Raw genomic sequence first — 20388 nt, 5'->3', positions numbered from 1 at the left:
GCTACAAGTTTTCAACGTATGCGTACTGGTGGATTCGGCAGGGGATCACGCGGGCGATTGCGGAGAAGAGCCGCACGATCCGTCTGCCGATCCATATCACCGAAACGCTGAACAAACTGAAGAAGGGTCAGCGAGAGTTAAGCCAGGAGCTGGGTCGTACGCCCACGCTGAGTGAGCTGGCGGTGGCAGTGGAGTTGCCGGAGGAGGAGGTGAAGGACCTGCTGTGCCGGGCGCGGCAGCCGGTGAGCCTGGAAACGAAGGTGGGCGACGGGGAAGACACGGAACTGCTGGACCTGCTGCAGGGGGATGGCACGCTGCCGGAGGAGAGCGTGGACAGCGAATGCCTGCGGGGGGACATGCTGGCACTGCTGGAGCAACTGCCGGAGCTGCAGCGCGATGTGCTGAAGATGCGCTTCGGGCTTGATGGCGAAGAACCGATGAGCCTCACCGGTATCGCCCGCTCCCTCGGCATGAGCCGCGACAAGACCCGCAATCTTGAACGCCGCGCCCTTGACGGCATCCGCTCCCACTCCCGGCGCCTGGAGGGCTACCTGGTGGCCTGAACGCTCACCCTCGTCGGCCTGAATCAAAGCGGGCCCGGAAGCGGTTGTAGATGGCATTCATCGCCAGCATCAGCAGCCCCACCCCAATGAACACCACGCCCCGCAGCCCCAGATCCGCCTGGGCCATGTCAACGGCCACCAGCCGCACCAGGCAGGCCCCCAGCCCCAGCAGGGCCAACCAGCGGAACTGCTGATCGCGCAGCACGGCGCTCAGCAGGTAGATCACGAACGCCAGCAGGGCCCACAGCAGGGTGAGCAGGGCCCGGTCGTAGCGGAACGCCAGGCTCCAGGCCACGGCCACGAACATCGGGTCATACAGCCAGCGGTTGGGCGCGGCGGCGACGCGCCTGGCGATCCAGCTCAGCAACGGCAACCCCTGCGAGGCCGCCCGTAATGGAGCCTCCAGTGTCTTGTGCGCCAGCAGGATGAAGAGCACCTCCAGGGCGATCGCCAGCACCCCCACGGCCTGCGGCTGCCCCAGCAAGCGCTCAGGCGCCGGTGTCAATGTTTCCAGCATCGCCAGCAGGCCGAGGATGCCGCGCCAGTACACCAGCACCGCGTACACAGCCAGCCGCGGCGCAAACAGGCGCTGCAGCTTCGGGATCACCAGCAGCACCGCCAACAGTGACCAGGCCACCGGCCGCCACAGCGGGCCGACCTCCACCGAGACGGCCAGCACCGAAACCAGCACGACCGCTTCCAGTGCCAACGGTTGCACGCCCCGCCAGAGCGGCAGCGCCGCCAGGCCCGCGCCAGGGCGCAGGAACCAGCCCCGCAGCGCGACCGCCAGAGCGAACAGCTGAATCGGCAGGCGGGCGCTGGGGCTCCAGCTGCCCAGGTCGATCAGCTCTGGGCTGGGCAGGATCACCAGCAGGTAGGCCGTGAGGAACAGCGCCAGATAGCCGAACGCCATCACCAACAGCTGAAGCGCGGCGGCGCGCGGTTGGCGGCGGGCGAGCTCCAGAGCCAGCGCAGCCAGGGCCAACCAGGCGACCCCGGGCAACAGCTCCGAGATCGGCGCCAGGGCCAGAACCCCCCCCAGGGCGGCGGTGACTCCGAACAGATGCAGGCCGGTGGCCCGAAGCGCCGGCCTGCCCCCCGCACCTGCCAGCAGCATCGAGAGCGCCGCGAGGGGTAGAAGCTGGCTCAGCAGGGGAGCCAGCGACCAGGGGGCCCTTAGCAGCAGCAGGGGCCAGCTGATCAGATGCGCCATCAGGATCGCCAGCCCGCAGCCGCCGAGCAGGCCAGGCGGCCGTTGCCGGCGGGCGAGCAGCAGCAGGGCTCCCATCACCACCAGCGCCAGGGTTTCGCGCCAGGGAGCGGGTGCACTGATCGAGGTACCCACCGCCACCAGCAAGCCGCTGATCCAACCCAAGGCCGCTGGCCAGGGAAGCGACACGGCGCGGCGCTGCAGCAGCAGCTGCAGCAAGGCCGCCAGCAGGCCGGCACCGATCAGCACGGCGGCGTTCTGGCCCTGCTCCAGTGCTGTCGGTGAGGTGGTCAGAGCATCGATGGCGGCGGTGATCAGCCCGGTGAACACCAGGGCCACGGCCACCAGATTCACGGCCGCCCAGCCCATGCGCCGCAGCACCGCATCGTTTTCGCTCACGGCCAGGCCCAGGAACAGCACCGTCTCCAGCCAGAGGCAGGCCACCAGCAGCGGCCCATTCACCACCAGCGGCTGCAGGCTCAGCACCGCCGCCATCGCCAGAATCTGGGCCACCAGCAGATCGCAGCGGCGCAGCCAGCGCACCCTCGCCTGGCCGGCCCCCTTGCCCAGGCCGTAGGCGAGGGTCGCAGCCAGGGCCAGGCCGATGATCCGCGTGGCCGGCTGGCTTGGCGTCACCAGCAGAGCCAGACCCACGCCGCCCCAGCGGCTGAGCAGCAGCAGCAGGGGCAAGGGGCGCAGCTCCGGTGTTCTGCCGCGTGGATGGTGCTGCCACAGCGCCCCACCGCCGAACACCACCAGGGCGCCGATCAGGGCGAAGCTGCGCTCCGGGTCTGCGGCCGCCAGCAGCGCCCCGCTGGCGGGGAGCCACCAGAGCTGAAAGGCGGCATAGGCCCAGGTAACCACCAGCTGATGGTGCTCTCGCCGCTGGGGCAACGTCACCGCCAGCCCCGCCACCGTGACCAGCGTGGCAAGGGCGAGGCTGAACGGGTTCTGGCTGGCGATCAGCAGCGGCACCAGGTTCACCACCACGTGCAGGGAAGCCACCGACTGGCTGGGGGCCACCCGTGCCAGCGCCAGATTCACGGCCATGCCCACCGCCAGCAGCAGCACGGCCGGCCCGGGTGCCTCAATCCAGCGCAGCCCCAGCTCCGGCAGGGAGCCGGAGGCGGCGCAGGCGAACAGCAGCAAGGCGCCACCGCCGCTGCGCATCCACAGGCTCAGTTCGCGCCAGGGGCTGGGGCGGCCGAGCAGCAGCGACGGAGCCGCCAGCGCGGCGGCCATGGCCACGGCGATCAAGAAGCGCTCGAAGCCCCCCAGCTGCAGGCCCACATTCACCACGATGAAGGTGACACCGGCCACCACCACCACCACGCCGAGGATCCCGGTCCAGTTCTCGACCAACAGCCGCTCCAGCTTCCCGGGCGTTCTGGGCCCTGGGCGGGGTGGCACCGTTCGCGGGGCCGTGGTCGGTGGCAGGCGCGACGGCGTGCGCGGTGGGAGGAGCGGCTGGGGTGGGGAAGCGGCTGGGGATTCGGGGCTGACTGGGGCTGCCTCCACTGCCACCGCCGCCGGCAGAACCGGCGTGCTGGTGTCCGCCTCGTGCCGCTCGCTCCCAGGCCGCCCCGCTGGGGTTGGTGGCAGGACGCCCAACCGGGCTTCCAGCTGCCGGAGCCGGCGTTCCAACGTTTTCAGCTGGCCCCGCTGCAGCGAGTTGCTGTGCAGCCACAGCCCGATCAGCACGATCGCCAGCAGGAGGAGCAGAACGCTCACGATGAAACCGGCGACTGCTGTGGTTTCTAACCCTGCCGTCCCGGGGTGTCCTGTGCTGTGGCGATTCCGGTGGGGTGGCACCGCCAGGCTGGCTTCAGTGGGCAGGCTGGAGGTGGGGGCCAATGCTGTTGCGAATGGGAATCCTGCTGTGACCGCCTGCTTCAGGTTCATGACCTCCCCCCTTCCTTCTCCTGCCGTCGGCATTCGGCTGCGGCTGGCCAGGCGCAACCTGGAGCGCCTCGACGCGCTCACCCGTGCCTGGGGGATGCCCCACCGGGGCGAGGCTCTTGATCACCTGCTTGAGCAGCTGTGGGAGGACACAAACGTGCCGGTTTCCGTCGGTTGTGCCGCTGCCACCGCTCCCGCGCAGGCAGCGGTGGCGTCCCGGCAGGTCTCCGTACAGTGCAGCGGCCCTGGCGGGATCGGGTGGCTTCGGGCTCTGTTTACAAAGCGCCGCTGAGCGCTGCCCTCGATGCCACCCGCGATGGTCTGCGTCCGTTCGTGGCAGGCAGCCTGGCGCGTCAGTTCGGCAGCACCTGGCATCAGCACCCGAAGGTGCGGCGGATGGTGCTCGCCCCTCCCTATGGCCAGGAGGGACCCACCCTGGATGCCGCGCTGCTGTTGAAGTTGCTGGTGGATTCCTATTACTGGAATCTGCTGTTCTGCAACACCTTCAGGGCCCGAAACCGCTGGCGCATCGACAGCCTGCGTGACCTGCGCAATCGCATCGCCCACGACCAGGGCGATGACCCCCTGTTCCAGAGCCCGCAATCCGCGCTCGGCCTGATCGAAAGCATGGAGATCCTGCTGCAGGCTGTCAGCAGCGCGGCTGAGGCTGAGCGGCCTGCGGCGAAGGATGCGGCGAAGGATGGCCTGGCCAAGGTGCAGGCGATCAGCCGTCAGATCGCGCCGGGCCCGATCGAGAGGTTCAGGCGACTGGTGACCTTCAAGTCCCCTGGCGCGAAGCGCTTCTGGGTGGCGCTGCTGGGCGCAGCCGGGCTTACGGCGGTGCTGGTCGATTACTACCGATCCCCGAGAATCCGCGCCGAGCGCCTGGTGATCGGCACCCCCCATCAGCGCCTTGATGGCTACCGCTCCCTGGAAACGGAACTGGAACGGCGGCTCAAGCCTTACAGCCTGATCGATCATCTGCGCGGCCGGCGCATCGATGTGATTCTCACCAATGCAGCCAGCTACCCCAAGGCGGTGGCGGAGCTGAAGCGGCTCCACTGGGATGTGGCCCTTGCTTATTCTCCGATCGTTTCGATGTCGACGCTGGAGTACGGCTATCGGCCGATCGGCGTGATGTTCCCAGATAGCCAGGGGTACACCGGTGTGATGTTCACGCGTAAGGACAGCCCCATCCGATCGCTCTCGGACCTCCAGCCCGAATCGACCGTGGCCCTGGGCGATTACTACTCCGCCACCAAGTACTTCGTGCCGATGTCGTTGCTGAAGGGCCGGCGCGTGACCCTGCTCCCCAATCTCGAGGTGGCTGAAATCTTTGATCTGGTACGCGAAGGCAAGGCCGATGTGGGTGTGGCGGCCCGCAGCTTCGAGCAGGGGCAGCCCGCTGATGAGTTCAGCCCCGGCCGCGCTGAGGAGGGATTCCGGGTGATCGCCCGTGGCCTCCCCCTGCCGGCTTCGGTCGTGGCCCTCTCGCCCAGGCTCGACGACGGCGACCGGCGGGTTCTGGGCCAGCTGCTGATGGACCTGCCCGTGGCGGTGCGCAGGCGCGATCAGGCCAACTACGGCCCGGGCGTGATTCCGGATTACGGCCCCATGCAGCGCCTGGTGGCGGAAGTGCGTGCCATCAGCGCTTGCCTGAAGTTGGATGGGAGTGTGCTGTCGATCGCCTGCCCGCCGGGGCTCACGATCGTGGCCCACGACCTCTGGATCGATGACGTGACGATGGCGGGCACGAACGTGTTGCTCAAGGCCACCAGCATCAGCCGCCGGCCGATGGCCCTCCGCATCGAACGCTCCCTGCTCCAGCAGCTGGTGACGGTGGAAGCGCTCTCCGAGCTCAAAGGCAGGCACCTGCAGGTGTTGCTGCCCGCCACGGCCGGGCGCGGACCTCACCCGATCCTGCACCCCAACCAGATCGAGCTGCTCAACTGATCTGGCCAGCGGGTTCTTGTTGGGTCGGGCACCCAGGAACGGCCCAAGCCACTGAGCTGCCCGATCCGGACCCCTGATCACGGATCCCGCTCCCGTTATCGGCTCCACAGTCGCCAGATCCGATCAGAAAAACTGATCGAAGTTGTCAAAATCGACGGCCTTGAAGCTGCCGTCTTCCACCTGCTCCATCAATCGCACCAGCTGGACCCAGAGCGCTCCAGCGGTGAGCAGGGAGAGCAGCAGCGCCACCAGCAGGGCGATGCCGCTGCCGAAGCCGAACACCTGCAGGGCCCCGCCGATGAACAAGGTGACGCCGATCACCAGCCCGCTGTAGGAGGCCACCACCTCACCGGAGCCCAGCGGCAGCAGCGCCAGCCGGTCCTGCTTCCAGCCCTCCAGCTTGTCCTGCACCTGGCGCGAGAAGGTGAGCCCGCAAAGGATGCTGACCGCCAGCCCCACCCCCGCCAGGAAAAAGGGCGGCTGGCCGTAGGCGGCGTATTGGAGCAGAAGGTCCTGGGCCTCCAGGTCGCTGCCCAGGGCCAGCGCCGCTTCGCTCGGATCAATGGGCGCGAGGGTCACAGCAACGGGCCAGCGGCAGATGGCCCGACCCTAGCGATTGGCCCGCGCCTCCCCGCCCCATGCTCACGCGGCTGCCGCCAGCGGGTTGAACCGTTGCAGCATGCCCTCCGCCAGCTTGCGTGGGGAGAAAGTGCGCCGCAGCAGCCGCAGCAGCGCCTGAAGATCCTCCGTGTGCAGGCGGTTGTCCCGCACCAGCATCAGCAGCAGGCGCTGGCGCAGGCTGCTGCCCCGCGGGCCGAGCAGCAGGCGCAGACCGGCGCCGGCCACCGGCAGCAGGTTGGGGTTGGCGTCGTCCTGCTCCACCACCGCCAGCAGGCTTTCCAGCCGCTCCAGCTGCAGGCGGCCACTGGCATCGAACAGCACCTCCAGCAGCTTTTCGCGCAATTCGCTGGTGTCGCCGGCCAGCAGGCGCCTCGCCACATAGGGATAGGCCACGCGGATGATCTTGAAGTCGGGGTTCAGCCGCAGCGCCAGACCCTCCTGGCTGACCACCGCGCGGATGATCAGGGCGAAGCGGGCCGGCACCCGGAACGGGTAATCGAACATCAGTTCCGAGAAGCGATCGGTGATCGCCTTGAAGTTGAAGGAGCCCACGTTTTCGCCCAGCTGGCCGCCAAGCACCGCTTCCAGGGCCGGCACGATTGGCGTGAGGTCGGCATCAGGCCGCAGGAAGCCGAGGGCCTGGAAATCGCGGGCCAGCGCCAGGAAATCGCGGTTGATCAGGTGCACCACGGCGGCGGTGAGCGTGAGCCGGTCGGCGTCGCTGATCGAATCCATCATGCCGAAGTCGACATAGGCCACATGGCCCATGGCTCCGGTTTTGCCGGTGAGCGCGAACAGGTTGCCGGGATGGGGATCGGCGTGGAAATAGCCGAATTCGAGCAGTTGCTGCAACCCCGCCGTGACGCCGGTGCGGATCAGGGCGGTGGGATCGAGGTGGTGGGCTTCCAGTTCCAGCCGGTTCTGCAGCTTGATGCCGTTGATCCAGCTGGTGGTGAGTACGCGCCGGCTGGAGAGCTGCCGCTCCACCTTTGGCACCGTCACGGCTGGATTGGAGGCGAACAGATCAGCGAAACGCTCGGCGTTGTCGGCCTCGCAGCGGTAGTCGATCTCCTCGAACAGGCTGCGGCCGAATTCATCGATGATGTCGCCGAGGCCGAAGCCCAGGTTCAGCGGCAGGAACGGGGCCGCCAGCACGCCAAGGCTGCGGATGATCACCAGGTCGCGGCGCAGCTGATAGGCGAGATTCGGGCGTTGCACCTTCACGGCCACCCAGTGCCCGTCCGGGAGTTCGGCCTTATAAACCTGGCCCAGGCTGGCGGCGGCCACCGGGTAGGACGGAAACGTGGTGAACAGCTGGTCGGCTGGAGCTCCCAGCTCCTCCTCGATCAGGGCCAGGGCCACCGCATGGGAGAAGGGGGGCAGGTTGTCCTGCAGCTGGCTCAGTTGATCGAGCCAGTCGCGTCGCACCAGGTCGGGCCGGGTGGAGAGGGCCTGCCCCACTTTGATGAAGCAGGGACCAAGCGAGGTGAGCGTGGTGAGGATGCGGTGGCCGAGCCGCTGCTGCACCTCCCGGTCGTTGCTGTTGCCTTGCACCGTGAGCACCACCGCCAGACCCAGCAGTTGCCACAGCACCCCCACCAGCCGCGCGATCAGGATCCACGGCCTGCTCAGCAGCCAGCGGCGGTCGCTCCTGGGGTCGTAACGGAGCGGCGGCCCGGGGTCCTGCGGACGGCCGGGAACGGCGGAGGTGGTGGCCCCGTTGGCCGCTGGCGCAGCGGTGCCGATTGGGGCCGCAGCGGTGGCGGGAGCGAGCGAAGTGGAAGTGATGGCCGGTGCTCCTGCGCGGCAGGGGGGTGTCGACCGCCCACTCTAGGAACAGTTTTCAGCCCTTCATGACACTGATCGCTGCCCTGCGCGGGCAGGCCTCCGCCCTGGCGCTGCACCTGCCGGCCCATGGGCGCGGCCGTGGACTGGCCCCCGATCTGGCGCGCCTGTTGCGCGACCGCCCCGGCCGCTGGGACCTGCCCGAGCTACCGGCCATCGGCGGTCCGCTTGAAGCGGAGGGGGCGGTGGCCGTCGCCCAGGCCCGCAGCGCCGCGCTCTGTGGCGCCGCGCGCTGCTGGTTCGGCGTCAACGGCGCCAGTGGACTGCTGCAGGCCGCCCTGCTGGCGTTGGCTCCGCCGGGCGGTCGGGTGTTGCTGCCCCGCAACCTGCACCGCAGCCTGCTGCACGGCTGCGTGCTCGGCCAGCTGCAGCCGGTGCTGTTTGATCTGCCCTTCGAGGCCGCCACCGGCCTCTGGCAGGCCCCCACGCCGGCCGGCCTGGAGCGGATCTTGCGGCAGGCGGGCCCCCTGGCGGCGGTGGTGCTGGTGCACCCCACCTACCAGGGGCTGGAGGGGGATCTGGCCGGTCTGGTCGCCGTGGCCCACCGCCAGGGGCTGCCGGTGCTGGTGGATGAATGCCACGGCGCTGATCGCGCCGCTGCCCTGGCCGCCGGCGCCGACCTGGTGGTGCAGTCGTTGCACAAGGGTGCGGCCGGCCTGGCCCAGAGCGCCGTGATCCTGCTGCAGGGCGAGCGGGTGTCTGCCCTGGCGCTGGAGCGCTCCCTGGGCTGGCTGCAGACCTCCAGCCCCAGCGCCCTGCTGCTGGCTTCGGCGGAGGCGGCCCTGCGCCAGCTCCACGCGCCCAGCCCGGCTGAGCGCCGTTGCCGCCAGCGGGCGCTGGCGGCGGCGGCGCGGCTGCGCCAGAGGCTGCAGGCGGCGGCCCTGCCGCTGGTGGCCAACCAGGATCCGTTGCGGCTGGTGCTCCACACCGCCGCCATGGGGATCAATGGGCTCGACGCTGACCACTGGTTGATGGCCCGTGGGGTGATCGCCGAGTTGCCCGAACCTGGCGCGCTCACCTTCTGCCTCGGTCTGGTGCCGCCGCCGGCCGTGGTGTGGCGCTTGTCCCGCCACCTGCTCGCCCTGCGGGCGGCACTCGGGGGGGCGCCGCTGCGGCCCTTCACGCCGCCGCCGCTGCCCCTGGTGGCCGAACCCGAACTGCCGGTGGGGGACGCCTGGCGCGCGCCCCGGCAGGCGGTGCCGCTGGCGGCGGCGGCCGGTCGTCTGGCGGCTGAACCGTTGTGCCCCTATCCGCCCGGCATCCCCCTGCTGATTCCCGGCGAGCGCATCGATGCCGCCAGGGCGGAGTGGCTGGGCCGGCAGCGTCTCCTGTGGCCCGACCAGATCGCTGATAGCGTGAACGTTGTGGCCTGAAGGGCGCTGCGAATGGGCGCTGGGGAGCAGGAGCATGCCGCGGGTGCTGGCTTCCAGTGGGATTTCGTCACCCCCGGCCTTCCCGACAGCGTGTTCGAAGGGGCGCCAGGCTTCAGCCCCACGCCGATGGAGCTGCGCGTGATGCTGCTGGCCCATCTGCGCCCCCGCACCCACTCGGTGGTGTGGGATGTGGGCGGTGGCACGGGCGCCCTGGCGCTGGAGATTGCCCGCCTGATGCCCGCCGGTGAGGTGCACACCCTGGAGCGCGATCCGGAGGCGATTGAGTTGCTGGAGTGCAACCGGCGTCGCTTCGGCATCCCCAACCTCCACATCCATGCCGGCCAGGCTCCCCAGGACCTCGGCCTGCTGCCCCCCCACCCCGACCGGGTGCTGCTGGAGGTGGGCCGGCCGCTGGCCGCCGTGCTCCAGGCCGTCTGGACGGCGCTGCAGCCGGGAGGGCGCCTGGTGATCAGCACCACCAGCCTGGAGGGCCTGGTGGATGCCACCGACACGCTCAGCCAGCTGAAGGCGCGCGATGTGCAGGTGGTACAGGCCACGGTGCACCGCATGCAGCGCCGTGGCAGCCAGGCGCGGCTGGCGGCGGCCGAGCCGCTGTTCGTGATCGCCGCCGAGCGTCTCGGGTGAACGCGTCGTCCCGTCCTCCCACCTCGAAGCGGCGCCTGCTCAGCGGACTCGCTGCGGGCGCGTTCGGCCTGGTGGTGGTGGCACTCGGCGGCTGGTGGTTCACCCTGGCGGTGGGCGTGATCGTGCACCTGGGCCTGCTGGAGTTCTTCCGCCTGGCTCAGTTCAAGGGCATCCGCCCTGCCACCAAAACCACACTGGTGGTCTGCCAGGTGCTGCTGGTGGCCACCCAGTGGGCCAGCGGCGGCGGGCTGGCGTCAGATCTGGCGGCGGCGGTGCTGCCGGTGTCGGGGGCGGCCATCTGCGGCTGGCTGCTGCTGCAGCCGATCACGGGCACGATCGCCGACATTGCCGCGTCGATCTTCGGGCTCTTCTACCTCGGCTTCCTTCCCAGTCACTGGCTGCGGCTGCGTGATCTCAGCGATGCCGTGCTGGCGCCCCATCTGGTGGGCGCCGGCTGGCCGTTCTCCTCGGGCATGGCGCTCACCTTGATCGCCTGCCTGATGGTGGTGGCCACCGACATCGGCTCCTACGTGATAGGTCGGCGCCTGGGCCGGCATCCGCTCTCGCCGATCTCCCCCGGCAAGACCGTGGAAGGGGCATTGGGTGGGGTGGTCTGCTCGTTGCTGGTGGGAGTGATCGGCGGGCTTTGGCTGGGCTGGCCCTGGGGCTGGGCCGTGGGCGGCGGGCTCGGCGCGATCGTGTCGCTGTTCGCGCTCGTCGGTGATCTCACCGAATCGATGATGAAGCGGGATGCGGGGGTGAAGGATTCCGGCGATGCGATCCCCGGCCACGGCGGCATCCTCGATCGCATCGACAGCTATCTGTTCACCCCGGCGGTGGTCTTCTATTACGTGACCCTGGTGGTGCCCCTGCTCAACCGCCCGGCACCGCTGCCCTGACCGGTTGTCCTGAGCCGCGGCCCTGAGCGGCAGCCTCACCCACAACCGATGCCTTGAGCGTGTGCCTTGAGCCAGGCTGCGCCGCCTGCCCGCTGCGGCTTCAGGGCTGCACGCGGGCTTCTCCCTGCAGTTGAAGCATGCCGCCCTCAAGGTTGGCGGTGGTGATACGGATGTTCGGGTCCATCGGCAGGCTGGCCCGCAACTCGCTATCCACGGCATGGATCTCCACCCGCCCATCCACGGCCACGGGCCTGGTTTCGAGCTCCATCAGGCGGTTCTCTCCCATCGCCCGTGCCGCCAGGATCAAGGTGTCGCGGGCGATGCGTAGCTCCACCAGCGGCCCGAGCCCCAGCAGTTGCTCCCCCAGCAGATCGCTGAGCTCACGCCAGCGCGGCTTGTTCAGCGAGCGGGTGAGCCCGGCGGCGGTAAAGGCCACCCGTCCGCGAATGCCGAAGGGGTGGTCGAGGGTGAGCGACTGGGCGCGCACCAGCCGCCCCAGCTTCAGCTGCAGCGGATCACTGCGCAGTTCCACCAGTTCGAACTGCAGTCCGTCGTAGACCACCCGCCGCGCCATCAGCGTCACCCCCTCCAGCTGGCCCCGCAGCAGTTGCAGAGCACTGCCGTGCAGCTGCAGCTCCAGGCTTTCCACCGCCTCGCATTGGCTGCGGATCCAGAACTGCAGACCGGTGGCGAGCAGCTGCAGCACCGGTCCGCTGGGGGGTTGGGAGTCGGAGCTGGTCATGGTGCCGGCAGGGGGATGGCTTCTCTAACAGAGGCCGGGCGTGAACCAGGCGGCAGCCACCCGTTCGCTCTGGTCGAGGTGGGGCAGGTGACCGCACTCAGCCAGCTCCTGCACCCGCTCCCCCAGCAACGCCAGCGCGGCTTTTTTCTGCGGGGCCCGCAGGATGCGGTCGTCGGCGCCCCAGAGCACCTCCAGCGGCTGGCTGGGCAGCGGTTCGCCGCAGCCGGCGAAGCCACCGCTGCGGGCGAAACGACGCAGAGAATCGGCCCAGCCCGGTGTGGCCAGGTGCAGGGAGGCGATCTCCTCTTCCGCCGGCCCCACGCTGGCGGCGGGGTCGGCGAAGGCCGTGCGGCAGAGGCTGCGGCGCACGCTTGGCAGGCCGAGGAAACGCACGCCGAGGGCGTCGAGCAGCGGCGGCAGGGGCATGGGCCGGCCGGTGAGGCCGGCGGGGGCCAGCAGCAACAACCTGTGGATGTGGGTGGGTTGGCGCCGGCTCAGTTCCACCGCCACCGCTCCGCCCATCGAGGCCCCGATCAGGCCGAGCGGTTGGGGGCCAAGCCGTGCTGCGGCTTCTGCGAGCAGGGCATCGAGGTGGGTGAGCACGCCGCTGGGGCTGAAATCGCCATCGGCGGGCCGCGGCGTGAAGCCGAAGCCGAACAGATCGGGAATCAGCAGCGTGGCGCGGCTGGCCAGCAGGGGGGCGAGCCGCCGAAATTCCAGGAAACTGCTGTCGAAGCCGTGCAGCAGCAGTACCGGCGGGCCCTTCCCCAGTACCGCCACCGGGAAAGGCCCGGCCGAGCCCGGCAGATCCCACCACTGCACCGCCGCCGCCAGCTGACGCCCCTGCGGATCCAGCAGGTTCCTGGCTGCGGCTTCCACCAGCGCCCTGCCGTCAGGCCGTGGGCTGCTCAACGGTTGGCGTCGGCGTTGGCCGGCTGCTCGATGGCCGCATCGGTGCTCACCAGCGCGCCCAGTAGATCAGCCGGGCTCACGGCAAACGGCAGCCTGTGCAGATCCGATCCCGGCTGGCAGGCGAAGCTGCACACCCGTTGCAGATCGTTGAGCGGCGCCTCCGCTAGACCCAGCTCCGCCAGGGTGACCGGCAGCGACAACTGGCGGAAGAAACCCAGCAACTGGCGCCGCGCCTGGGACGCGAGGCGGTTGCTGCCCACCAGCTCCTCCAGGCGCAGTTGCACCAGGATGCCGAACCCCACCTTTTCGCCATGCAGGCGGCCATGGCTGGCCGCTAGCTGGGTAAGACCGTTGTGCACCGCATGGGCGCCCACGGTGCGGCAGCGGGCGCCGCCCAGGCCGCCGATCACGCCGGCGGTCAGCCCGCAGGCCTCAGCCACCCGCGCCCAGGCGTCACCGCCCGGCTGGGCCATGGCCTCCTGGCCCTCCAACAGGAGCTGATCGCGGAGCACCCGGGCCATCTGCACCGCCTGGTGCACGAGGCCATCGGTGCTGTAGGCGCTGCTCACCGCCGCCTCATACCACTTGGCCATGGCATCGGCGAGGCCGCTGGCCAGGGTGCGGGGCGGCGCCTGCAGGATCAGGCGGTGATCGAACACCAGCAACGCGGGAGACCGCTGAAGGCTCACATCGCCAATGAAGGCTCCGGCGGGGGAATAGAGGTTCGCCAGGGCGGTCCAGCCCGCGCAGGTGGCGGCGCTGGTGGGCACGGTGATGCAGGGCAGGCCGAGCCGATCGGCCAACAGCTTGCCCGCATCCATCACCTTGCCGCCACCGGCCGCCAGCACCGCGTCAATGGGGCCCGCCGCCATCGGTTCAGCGTTCGCCGCTATCACGGCTTGCTGCAGCCGCCGCAGATCCTCTTCGCAGCAATCGAACTGCAGCTGGGCGACCAGGGGATCAAGCCCCAGCCGGCGTAGGTCCGCCGCCAGCCCTTCACGCAGGGCTTCGGTGGCGCAGCTGCGGCCCAGCAGCAGGGGGCGACGGCAGAGGGCACCGATGGCCGGCAGGCAGGCTTCCCAGGCGCCTTCACCCCGCACCACGCGGGCAGGGGCGATCAGATGTTCGCTCAAGCTGATGCTCATCCCCACAATCTAGTCGGCGGCTTTTGGTCGTAGAACGGCGACGCCGCCCCCTGCCGCTGCACTCAGTTCAGTGGCACGGGGCCAGAGATTCGGCAACGTTTGGATGTTAGCCAAAAGCACCTTTAATGGCGGTGGCAAGGTAAGAAAAAAGCGGGAGTCCGATGAACTCCCGCTGATGAATGAAAGGACCTAAGCGCGGGTGATCAGGCGCTGGCGGCAGCCAGTTCGGGCTCGGGCACGATCGCCTGGTGGCGGATCACCACCTGTTTGTTGTCGTCGACATCGACGATCGCCGTATCGCCATCCTTGAGGCGACCGGAGAGGAATTCCTCGGCCAGCGAATCCTCCAGCAGGCGCATCACGGCACGGCGCAGCGGACGAGCCCCGTAACTGGGGTTGTAGCCCTCTTCCACCAGGCGCTCCTTGAAGGCTTCGGTGACAGAAAGTCCGATGCCTTTCTCCTGCATCCTGCCGAACACTTCGCGCAACATGATGTCGGCGATCACCTTCACCTCGTCGCGGGTGAGTTGACGGAAGACGATGATCTCATCGAGACGGTTGAGGAATTCAGGGCGGAAGTACTGCTTCAGCTCTTCGTTCACCAGCGAGCGGATGCGGTTGTACTGGGTTTCTTCAGCGGCGGCGCCGGAGAATTCGAAGCCCAGACCACCACCGCCTTTCTCAATCACCTTCGAACCGATGTTCGAGGTCATGATGATCAGGGTGTTCTTGAAGTCAACCGTACGGCCTTTGGAGTCGGTGAGGCGGCCATCTTCCAGCAGCTGAAGCAACAGGTTGAACACATCGGGGTGGGCCTTCTCGATTTCGTCGAAGAGCACCACGGTGTACGGCCGGCGCCGCACCGCTTCGGTGAGCTGGCCGCCTTCGTTGAAGCCGACATAGCCCGGAGGGGAGCCGATCAGCTTGCTGACGGTGTGCCGCTCCATGAACTCCGACATGTCGAGCCGGATCATCGACTCCTCGCTGCCGAAGAAGTAAGCCGCCAATGCCTTGGTGAGCTCGGTTTTGCCCACGCCCGTAGGGCCGGAGAAGATGAAGCTGGCGATCGGGCGGTTGGGGTTCTTGAGGCCCACCCGGGCGCGGCGGATCGCCTTGGACACCGCCTTGACGGCTTCGTCCTGGCCGATCAGGCGCTGGTGGAGGGTCTCCTCCATGTTGAGCAGCTTCACCGATTCGCTTTCGGTGAGCTTCTGCACCGGTACGCCGGTCCAGGAGGCCACAATCTGGGCGATGTCTTCCTCGGTGACCACAGGGCTGCGGTCGCCGCCGGCACCGGCCAGGGGCAGCTCAATGGAGCCGGCGTTTTCGGAGCCGGCAGCATCGCCGCCCTCAGAGGCAGCTGGTTGTTCGTCGCGGCGGGCCTGAAGAATGGAGCGGATCTGCTCGCGCAGCTCCACTTCCTTGTCACGCAGTTCACCCGCCTTGGTGAAATCCTGCTCGCGGACGGAATCTTCTTTCTGCTTCTGCACCGAGCGCAGTTGCTTGTCGAGCTCCTTGGCAGCCGGCGGCAGCTTCGAGTTGAGCAGGCGCACGCGGCTGCCGGCTTCATCGACGAGGTCAATCGCCTTGTCGGGCAGGAAACGATCGGAGATGTAGCGGTCGCCCAAGGTGGCGGCGGCCACGAGAGCCTCATCGCTGATCTTCAGGCGGTGATGCTGTTCGTAGCGCTCACGCAGGCCGCGCAGGATCTCGATGGTATCGAGCACGGTGGGTTCGCCCACCATCACCGGCTGGAAGCGGCGCTCAAGGGCCGCATCGCGCTCGATGTGCTTCCGGTATTCGTCCAGGGTGGTGGCGCCGATGCACTGCAGCTCGCCACGGGCGAGGGCAGGTTTGAGGATGTTGGCGGCATCGATCGCGCCCTCGGCAGCGCCGGCACCGATCAGGGTGTGGACTTCGTCGATCACAAGGATGACGTTGCCGGCGCTCCTGATCTCTTCCATGATCTTTTTGAGCCGCTCTTCAAACTCACCTCGGTACTTCGTGCCTGCCACCAGCAGGCCGATGTCAAGCGTGAGCACGCGCTTGTCCTCGAGGATGTCGGGGACTTCGCCGAGAATGATGCGTTGGGCGAGCCCTTCGGCGATGGCGGTTTTGCCCACGCCGGGTTCGCCGATCAGCACCGGGTTGTTTTTGGTGCGGCGGCCGAGGATCTGCACCACCCGGTCGATTTCGTTGTGACGGCCCACCACCGGATCCAGCTTGCCTTCGGTGGCCAGCTGGGTGAGGTTGCTGCCGAATTCATCGAGGGTGGGGGTTTTGGTGGACCCCTTGCTGCCGCTGCCGGCAGCCACCTCGGCGGTTTCGCCAAGCATGCGGATCACCTGGGTGCGCACCTTGGCGAGGTCCACGCCGAGGTTTTCAAGCACCCGGGCGGCGACTCCTTCACCCTCCCGGATCAGACCGAGCAGCAGGTGCTCGGTGCCGATGTAGTTGTGGCCCAACTGGCGGGCTTCTTCAAGCGAAAGCTCAAGCACCCGCTTGGCGCGGGGCGTGAAGGGAATCTCCACGGCCACGAAGCCGGAGCCGCGGCCGATGATTTTTTCAACCTCCACGCGGGCGTCCTTGAGGTTGACCCCCATGGATTTCAGGACCTTGGCCGCCACGCCGGTGCCTTCGCCGATCAGGCCCAGCAGGATCTGCTCGGTGCCCACGAAGTTGTGACCCAACCTGCGGGCCTCTTCCTGGGCCAGCATGATCACCTTGATGGCTTTCTCGGTAAACCGCTCGAACATGGGCGGGACCTGATGCAAGTGCATCCAACCTATCAGGGCTGAGAGGGTGTTTGTGATCTTCGGCTGGACATGTCCAGATCCATTGCCGCACCAAGGATCACGCCAGCAGATGTGCATACCTTGCCGCCCAAAACTGTTGGTGCTTTCACATCAACGAAGGGCGGCAATCCGTACCTCATCAAGCAGTCATTCAACGCTGAAACCCAGCGGTGCAGGCGGCGTTCCAACCATCCCCGCCAGCCCCAGGCATTGGATCAGAGCATCCTCTCCAGTGCGGTAGTAACGGCAACGCCGTCCCTGGGTGCGAAATCCCAGGGCGGCATACAGGGCCTGGGCGGCGGTGTTGCCAGCGGCCACCTCCAGGGTGGCCCGCTGCGCTTCCCGTTGGCGGGCCTCCTGCAGCAGGGCCCTGAGCAGGCGCTGGCCCCGGCCACGCTGGCGGCAGGCGGGATGCACCGCCACCACCATGATCTGCAGTTCATCGACCACCAGCCAGCCGCTGGCCATTGCCTCCAGCCCCCCTGGGCCATCGAGGCCGAGGCAGAGCCGGCCTGTGGTCTTCAGTTCGGCCTGCCACTGCTCCCGGTCCCACAGCCCGCCCAGCGCCAGTCGGTCGAGGCTGAGGCAGGCCTCCAGATCGGCCGGCCCCAGCCTTCGCGGCGGCGCTTGCGCGTCTGCTTCTGTGCCGTCGACAGCAGCTTCCGGAGACATCCTTACGATTGGCGCTGACCCGGACCCTTTCAAGGATGCCCCCCACCAGTGCGATCGGTGCCATCGAGGCGGCCAGCCCGAACCGCAACCTGACGCCGATCAGCACCACCTGCGCGCCCGATGGGGCCCTGGTGGTGGGGGGCTGCCGCCTGAGCGACCTGGCTCGCACTTATGGCACACCGCTCTATGTGCTCGACGAGGACACGCTTCGGGCCAGCTGCCGCGCCTACCGTGAGGCGCTCGATGCCTGCTATCCCGGCCGCTCGCTGGCGCTCTACGCCTCCAAGGCCAACAGCAGCCTGGCGATCACGGCCCTGGTGGCCTCCGAGGGCCTTGGCCTGGATGCCGTCTCGTCCGGTGAACTGCTCACGGCACTCGGTGGTGGCATGCCACCGGAGCGGATCGTGCTGCACGGCAACAACAAATCGCTGGAGGAGCTGGCGCTGGCGGTGGAGCACGGGGTCACCGTGGTGGCCGACAACTGGCGTGATCTGGAGCTGCTCGCCACGATCGCCACGGCGGAGCGGCCGGCAGCGCTGATGCTGCGGTTCACGCCCGGCATCGAGTGCCACACCCACGAGTACATCCGCACCGGCCACCTCGACAGCAAATTCGGCTTCGACCCCGACCAACTTGAGCAGGTGCTGCGCCATCTAGCGGAGTGTCCCTGGGCGCGGCTGACTGGCCTGCATGCCCACATTGGCTCCCAGATCTTCGAGCTGCAGCCCCACCGCGACCTGGCGGGCGTGATGGCCGATGCGCTGGCCCTGGCCCGCTCGCTCGGCCATCCCTGCACCGATCTGAATGTGGGTGGGGGTCTGGGGATCCGCTATGTGGCTGGCGATGATCCCCCCACGATCCAGGCGTGGGTGCAGGGCGTGGCCCAGGCCGTGGCGGCCGCCTGCCTGGAGCGGGATCTGGAGCTGCCGCGGCTGCTCTGCGAACCGGGCCGTTCCCTGGTGGCCACCGCCGGCCTCACCCTCTACACGATCGGCAGCCGCAAGGAGATTCCCGGCCTGCGCACCTATGTATCTGTGGATGGGGGGATGAGCGACAACCCGCGGCCGATCACTTATCAGTCGGCCTACACCGCCGTGCTGGCCGATCGCCCCAACGCCACCGCCGCTGAAACGGTCACCCTGGCTGGCAAGCACTGCGAATCCGGCGACGTGCTGCTCAAGGAGCTGGCCCTGCCCGCCTCCGCCCCCGGTGACGTGCTGGTGGTGTTCGCCACCGGGGCCTACAACGCTTCGATGGCCTCCAACTACAACCGCATTCCCCGCCCTGCCGCCGTTCTGGTGCAGGGAGGACGGGCCGAACTGGTGCAGCGGCGGGAGCGACCGGACGAGCTGCTGCGCTACGACGTCCTGCCAGAGCGGTTGACGCCGGTACCCTGAGCCCAGATTGGCTGGGGGCTGCGGGTGATCTGGCTGAAGCTCCTCGACGTGCGCCTGATTCTCGATGTCGTGCTGGCCTCCTCCTTGGGGGTGTTGCTGCTGGCAAGGGTGCGCGAGCCCCGCACGCTGTGGCTGCTGCGGGGCTGGTTGTTCCTGGTGGCGCTGGTGTGGGTGGTGCAGCGCATCGCCGTGTTGCCGCTCACCACGCGTCTGTTGGAAGCGGTGGTGCTCGGGTGCAGCCTGGCGCTGGCGATCCTCTGGCAAGGCGAACTGCGCCGCCTGATGGAGCTGCTCGGCACCGGCCGGCTTGATGTGCTGCTCGGCAGCCAGGCGGCGGATGCGGCGGTGTCCGGTTCTGTGGCGGTGCTCACCGAAGCCGCAGGCTGCTTGTCGCAGCATCGCCGTGGTGCACTGATGCTCGTGGATCTCGGTAGTGATCTCCGTCCGGAAGATTTTCTCAATCCCGGCATCGATCTCGACGCCGTGCTGTCGGTGGATCTGATCCTCAACCTGTTTGCAGCTGATACGCCGCTGCACGACGGCGCCCTGTTGGTGCGGGGCAACCGCATCCTTTCGGCGGGGGTGATCCTGCCCCTGTCCCGGCAGGGCCTCACCCGCTACGGCACCCGCCACCTGGCAGCCCTCGGCATCACCGAGCGCTTCGACCGCTGCCTCTGCATCGTGGTGTCGGAGGAAACGGGCACCCTCTCGCTGGCGCGCCATGGCCGGCTGGAGCGGCCGATCACCAGCAGCCGCCTGCGGGAGCTGCTCAGCCTCGCCTTGGCCCAGCCCACCACCAAGCCCACGCCGAAGTCCGGGCACGGCACGGTGGTGGCGCTGCCCACGGGACGTAGCGTGTCGAAGGACACGCCAGAGTCACGCGCATGAGTCGCTCCCCGGCGACCACTCCCCTGATCCAGGCGCATCCGCAGCCCTTGAGGGCCGTGCCGTCCGAGCTGGATCCCACCCGTTTGCCGGCCCACGTGGCCGTGATCATGGATGGCAATGGCCGCTGGGCCCGCCAGCGCAACTTGCCACGGGTGATGGGGCACCGCGAGGGGGTCGAAGCCCTCAAGCGCACCCTCCGCCTCTGCAGCGACTGGGGCATCGGCGCCCTCACGGCCTATGCCTTCTCCACCGAGAACTGGAACCGCCCTGGCGAGGAGGTGAGCTTCCTGATGACCCTGTTCGAGCGGGTGCTGGCCCGCGAGCTTGAGGCCCTTGACCGCGAACAGGTGCGCATCCGCTTCCTCGGCGACCTTGAGCAACTGCCACCCGGCCTGCAGGAGTTGATCGCCTCCGCCACGCGGCGCACGGCCGAGAACAGCGGCATTCACTTCAACGTCTGCACCAACTACGGCGGCCGCCGCGAGCTGGTGCAGGCGGCGCGACGGCTGGCCGATCAGGTGGCCCGCGGCGAACTGGATCCGGCCAACATCGACGAGCAGGCCTTTGCCGCTGAACTGCAGACCGCCGATGAGGTGGATCCCGATCTGCTGATCCGCACCAGCGGCGAATACCGGATCAGCAACTTCCTGCTCTGGCAGCTCGCCTACGCCGAGATCCACATCACCGATGTGCTCTGGCCCGATTTCAACGAAGACGCCCTGTTGCGGGCCTTGAACGATTATCAAAGTCGCCAGCGGCGCTTCGGTGGCGTCGCTCCGCTGTCCGCCTGATCCTTCCTCCCTCCCCAGTCGCCTTGATCGCTTCTCCC

17 protein-coding genes are annotated in these 20388 nt (G+C 68.4%); 9 read left to right on the top strand and 8 right to left on the bottom strand.

All coding sequences use genetic code 11. The features are described 5' to 3' along the window. Nucleotides 1-563 (top strand): sigma-70 family RNA polymerase sigma factor (locus tag KBY97_RS01865; RefSeq protein WP_255144943.1); only part of this gene is annotated, 563 nt, incomplete at its 5' end. 4 nt (nucleotides 564-567) lie between these two features. Here the strand turns inward: KBY97_RS01865 and KBY97_RS01860 are convergent. Further along, the gene (locus KBY97_RS01860) at nucleotides 568-3504 is read right to left on the bottom strand and encodes a hypothetical protein (protein WP_255144941.1); all 2937 of its coding nucleotides are present in this window, start codon (nucleotides 3502-3504) and stop codon (nucleotides 568-570) included. 169 nt (nucleotides 3505-3673) lie between these two features. On the opposite strand from KBY97_RS01860, the gene KBY97_RS01855 reads away from it, so the two are divergent. Both KBY97_RS01855 and KBY97_RS01850 read left to right on the top strand, forming a co-directional pair. Beyond that, nucleotides 3674-3964: a hypothetical protein gene (locus KBY97_RS01855; RefSeq protein ID WP_255144939.1), complete on the top strand. Its 291-nt coding sequence runs from the start codon at nucleotides 3674-3676 to the stop codon at nucleotides 3962-3964. Then, nucleotides 3931-5625 carry a PhnD/SsuA/transferrin family substrate-binding protein gene (locus tag KBY97_RS01850; RefSeq protein ID WP_255144937.1) on the top strand — a complete coding sequence of 565 codons (1695 nt, stop codon included), beginning with the start codon at nucleotides 3931-3933 and terminating at the stop codon, nucleotides 5623-5625. Before KBY97_RS01855 ends, KBY97_RS01850 begins: the two co-directional genes overlap by 34 nt. Nucleotides 5626-5748: 123 nt before the next feature. On the opposite strand, the gene KBY97_RS01845 is transcribed toward KBY97_RS01850, so the two are convergent. Next, nucleotides 5749-6204 carry a hypothetical protein gene (locus KBY97_RS01845; RefSeq protein WP_255144936.1) on the bottom strand — a complete coding sequence of 152 codons (456 nt, stop codon included), beginning with the start codon at nucleotides 6202-6204 and terminating at the stop codon, nucleotides 5749-5751. A 63-nt stretch (nucleotides 6205-6267) separates the two neighbouring features. Next, the gene (locus KBY97_RS01840; RefSeq protein WP_261356236.1) at nucleotides 6268-7881 is read right to left on the bottom strand and encodes an AarF/ABC1/UbiB kinase family protein; all 1614 of its coding nucleotides are present in this window, start codon (nucleotides 7879-7881) and stop codon (nucleotides 6268-6270) included. 218 nt (nucleotides 7882-8099) lie between these two features. On the opposite strand from KBY97_RS01840, the gene KBY97_RS01835 reads away from it, so the two are divergent. Genes KBY97_RS01835 through KBY97_RS01825 form a run of 3 tightly spaced genes read left to right on the top strand, consistent with a single transcriptional unit; the run spans nucleotide 8100 to nucleotide 11008 of the window. Then, nucleotides 8100-9464: an aminotransferase class I/II-fold pyridoxal phosphate-dependent enzyme gene (locus KBY97_RS01835; RefSeq protein WP_255144935.1), complete on the top strand. Its 1365-nt coding sequence runs from the start codon at nucleotides 8100-8102 to the stop codon at nucleotides 9462-9464. Nucleotides 9465-9476: 12 nt separating this feature from the next. After that, the gene (gene cbiT, locus KBY97_RS01830; protein WP_255144933.1) at nucleotides 9477-10109 is read left to right on the top strand and encodes a precorrin-6Y C5,15-methyltransferase subunit CbiT; all 633 of its coding nucleotides are present in this window, start codon (nucleotides 9477-9479) and stop codon (nucleotides 10107-10109) included. Further along, nucleotides 10106-11008 (top strand): phosphatidate cytidylyltransferase, encoded by a 903-nt coding sequence (locus tag KBY97_RS01825; RefSeq protein ID WP_255144932.1) that lies wholly within the window; start codon nucleotides 10106-10108, stop codon nucleotides 11006-11008. Before cbiT ends, KBY97_RS01825 begins: the two co-directional genes overlap by 4 nt. Nucleotides 11009-11108: 100 nt before the next feature. Here the strand turns inward: KBY97_RS01825 and KBY97_RS01820 are convergent, their stop codons facing one another. From KBY97_RS01820 to KBY97_RS01800, 5 genes are all read right to left on the bottom strand, one after another. After that, nucleotides 11109-11750: a DUF2993 domain-containing protein gene (locus KBY97_RS01820; RefSeq protein WP_255144931.1), complete on the bottom strand. Its 642-nt coding sequence runs from the start codon at nucleotides 11748-11750 to the stop codon at nucleotides 11109-11111. 24 nt (nucleotides 11751-11774) lie between these two features. Then, a complete protein-coding gene (locus KBY97_RS01815; protein ID WP_255144930.1) occupies nucleotides 11775-12662 on the bottom strand; it encodes an alpha/beta fold hydrolase in 888 nt (295 codons plus the stop codon). Then, nucleotides 12659-13807 (bottom strand): iron-containing alcohol dehydrogenase family protein, encoded by a 1149-nt coding sequence (locus KBY97_RS01810; RefSeq protein WP_255144929.1) that lies wholly within the window; start codon nucleotides 13805-13807, stop codon nucleotides 12659-12661. Before KBY97_RS01810 ends, KBY97_RS01815 begins: the two co-directional genes overlap by 4 nt. A 203-nt stretch (nucleotides 13808-14010) precedes the next feature. Then, entirely contained in the window at nucleotides 14011-16563 is a 2553-nt protein-coding gene (locus KBY97_RS01805) for an ATP-dependent Clp protease ATP-binding subunit (RefSeq protein WP_255144928.1), read from the bottom strand. 186 nt (nucleotides 16564-16749) lie between these two features. Next, nucleotides 16750-17274 (bottom strand): GNAT family N-acetyltransferase, encoded by a 525-nt coding sequence (locus tag KBY97_RS01800; RefSeq protein WP_255144927.1) that lies wholly within the window; start codon nucleotides 17272-17274, stop codon nucleotides 16750-16752. A gap of 35 nt (nucleotides 17275-17309) precedes the next feature. Here KBY97_RS01800 and lysA point away from each other — a divergent pair, with 35 nt between their 5' ends. Genes lysA through KBY97_RS01785 form a run of 3 tightly spaced genes read left to right on the top strand, consistent with a single transcriptional unit; the run spans nucleotide 17310 to nucleotide 20350 of the window. Then, nucleotides 17310-18671 carry a diaminopimelate decarboxylase gene (gene lysA, locus KBY97_RS01795; protein WP_255144925.1) on the top strand — a complete coding sequence of 454 codons (1362 nt, stop codon included), beginning with the start codon at nucleotides 17310-17312 and terminating at the stop codon, nucleotides 18669-18671. Nucleotides 18672-18695: 24 nt separating this feature from the next. Continuing rightward, the gene (gene cdaA, locus KBY97_RS01790; protein WP_255144923.1) at nucleotides 18696-19559 is read left to right on the top strand and encodes a diadenylate cyclase CdaA; all 864 of its coding nucleotides are present in this window, start codon (nucleotides 18696-18698) and stop codon (nucleotides 19557-19559) included. Further along, a complete protein-coding gene (locus tag KBY97_RS01785) occupies nucleotides 19556-20350 on the top strand; it encodes an isoprenyl transferase (protein ID WP_255144922.1) in 795 nt (264 codons plus the stop codon). The genes cdaA and KBY97_RS01785 overlap by 4 nt, the downstream gene beginning before the upstream one ends. The last annotated feature ends 38 nt before the right edge of the window (nucleotides 20351-20388 follow it).

This window comes from Synechococcus sp. ATX 2A4 (assembly GCF_024346375.1).
Classification (GTDB): Bacteria; Cyanobacteriota; Cyanobacteriia; order PCC-6307; family Cyanobiaceae; genus MW101C3.
This window is presented reverse-complemented; position numbering and strand designations above follow the sequence as displayed.

Bases quoted from the DNA above. Each gene is read 5' to 3' on its own strand.
- KBY97_RS01855 (WP_255144939.1), top strand. From the start codon at position 3,674: ATGACCTCCCCCCTTCCTTCTCCTGCCGTCGGCATTCGGCTGCGGCTG.
- KBY97_RS01835 (WP_255144935.1), top strand. From the start codon at position 8,100: ATGACACTGATCGCTGCCCTGCGCGGGCAGGCCTCCGCCCTGGCGCTG.
- cbiT (WP_255144933.1), top strand. From the start codon at position 9,477: ATGGGCGCTGGGGAGCAGGAGCATGCCGCGGGTGCTGGCTTCCAGTGG.
- KBY97_RS01820 (WP_255144931.1), bottom strand. From the start codon at position 11,750: ATGACCAGCTCCGACTCCCAACCCCCCAGCGGACCGGTGCTGCAGCTG.
- KBY97_RS01810 (WP_255144929.1), bottom strand. From the start codon at position 13,807: ATGAGCATCAGCTTGAGCGAACATCTGATCGCCCCTGCCCGCGTGGTG.
- KBY97_RS01805 (WP_255144928.1), bottom strand. From the start codon at position 16,563: ATGTTCGAGCGGTTTACCGAGAAAGCCATCAAGGTGATCATGCTGGCC.
- KBY97_RS01800 (WP_255144927.1), bottom strand. From the start codon at position 17,274: ATGTCTCCGGAAGCTGCTGTCGACGGCACAGAAGCAGACGCGCAAGCG.
- lysA (WP_255144925.1), top strand. From the start codon at position 17,310: ATGCCCCCCACCAGTGCGATCGGTGCCATCGAGGCGGCCAGCCCGAAC.
- KBY97_RS01785 (WP_255144922.1), top strand. From the start codon at position 19,556: ATGAGTCGCTCCCCGGCGACCACTCCCCTGATCCAGGCGCATCCGCAG.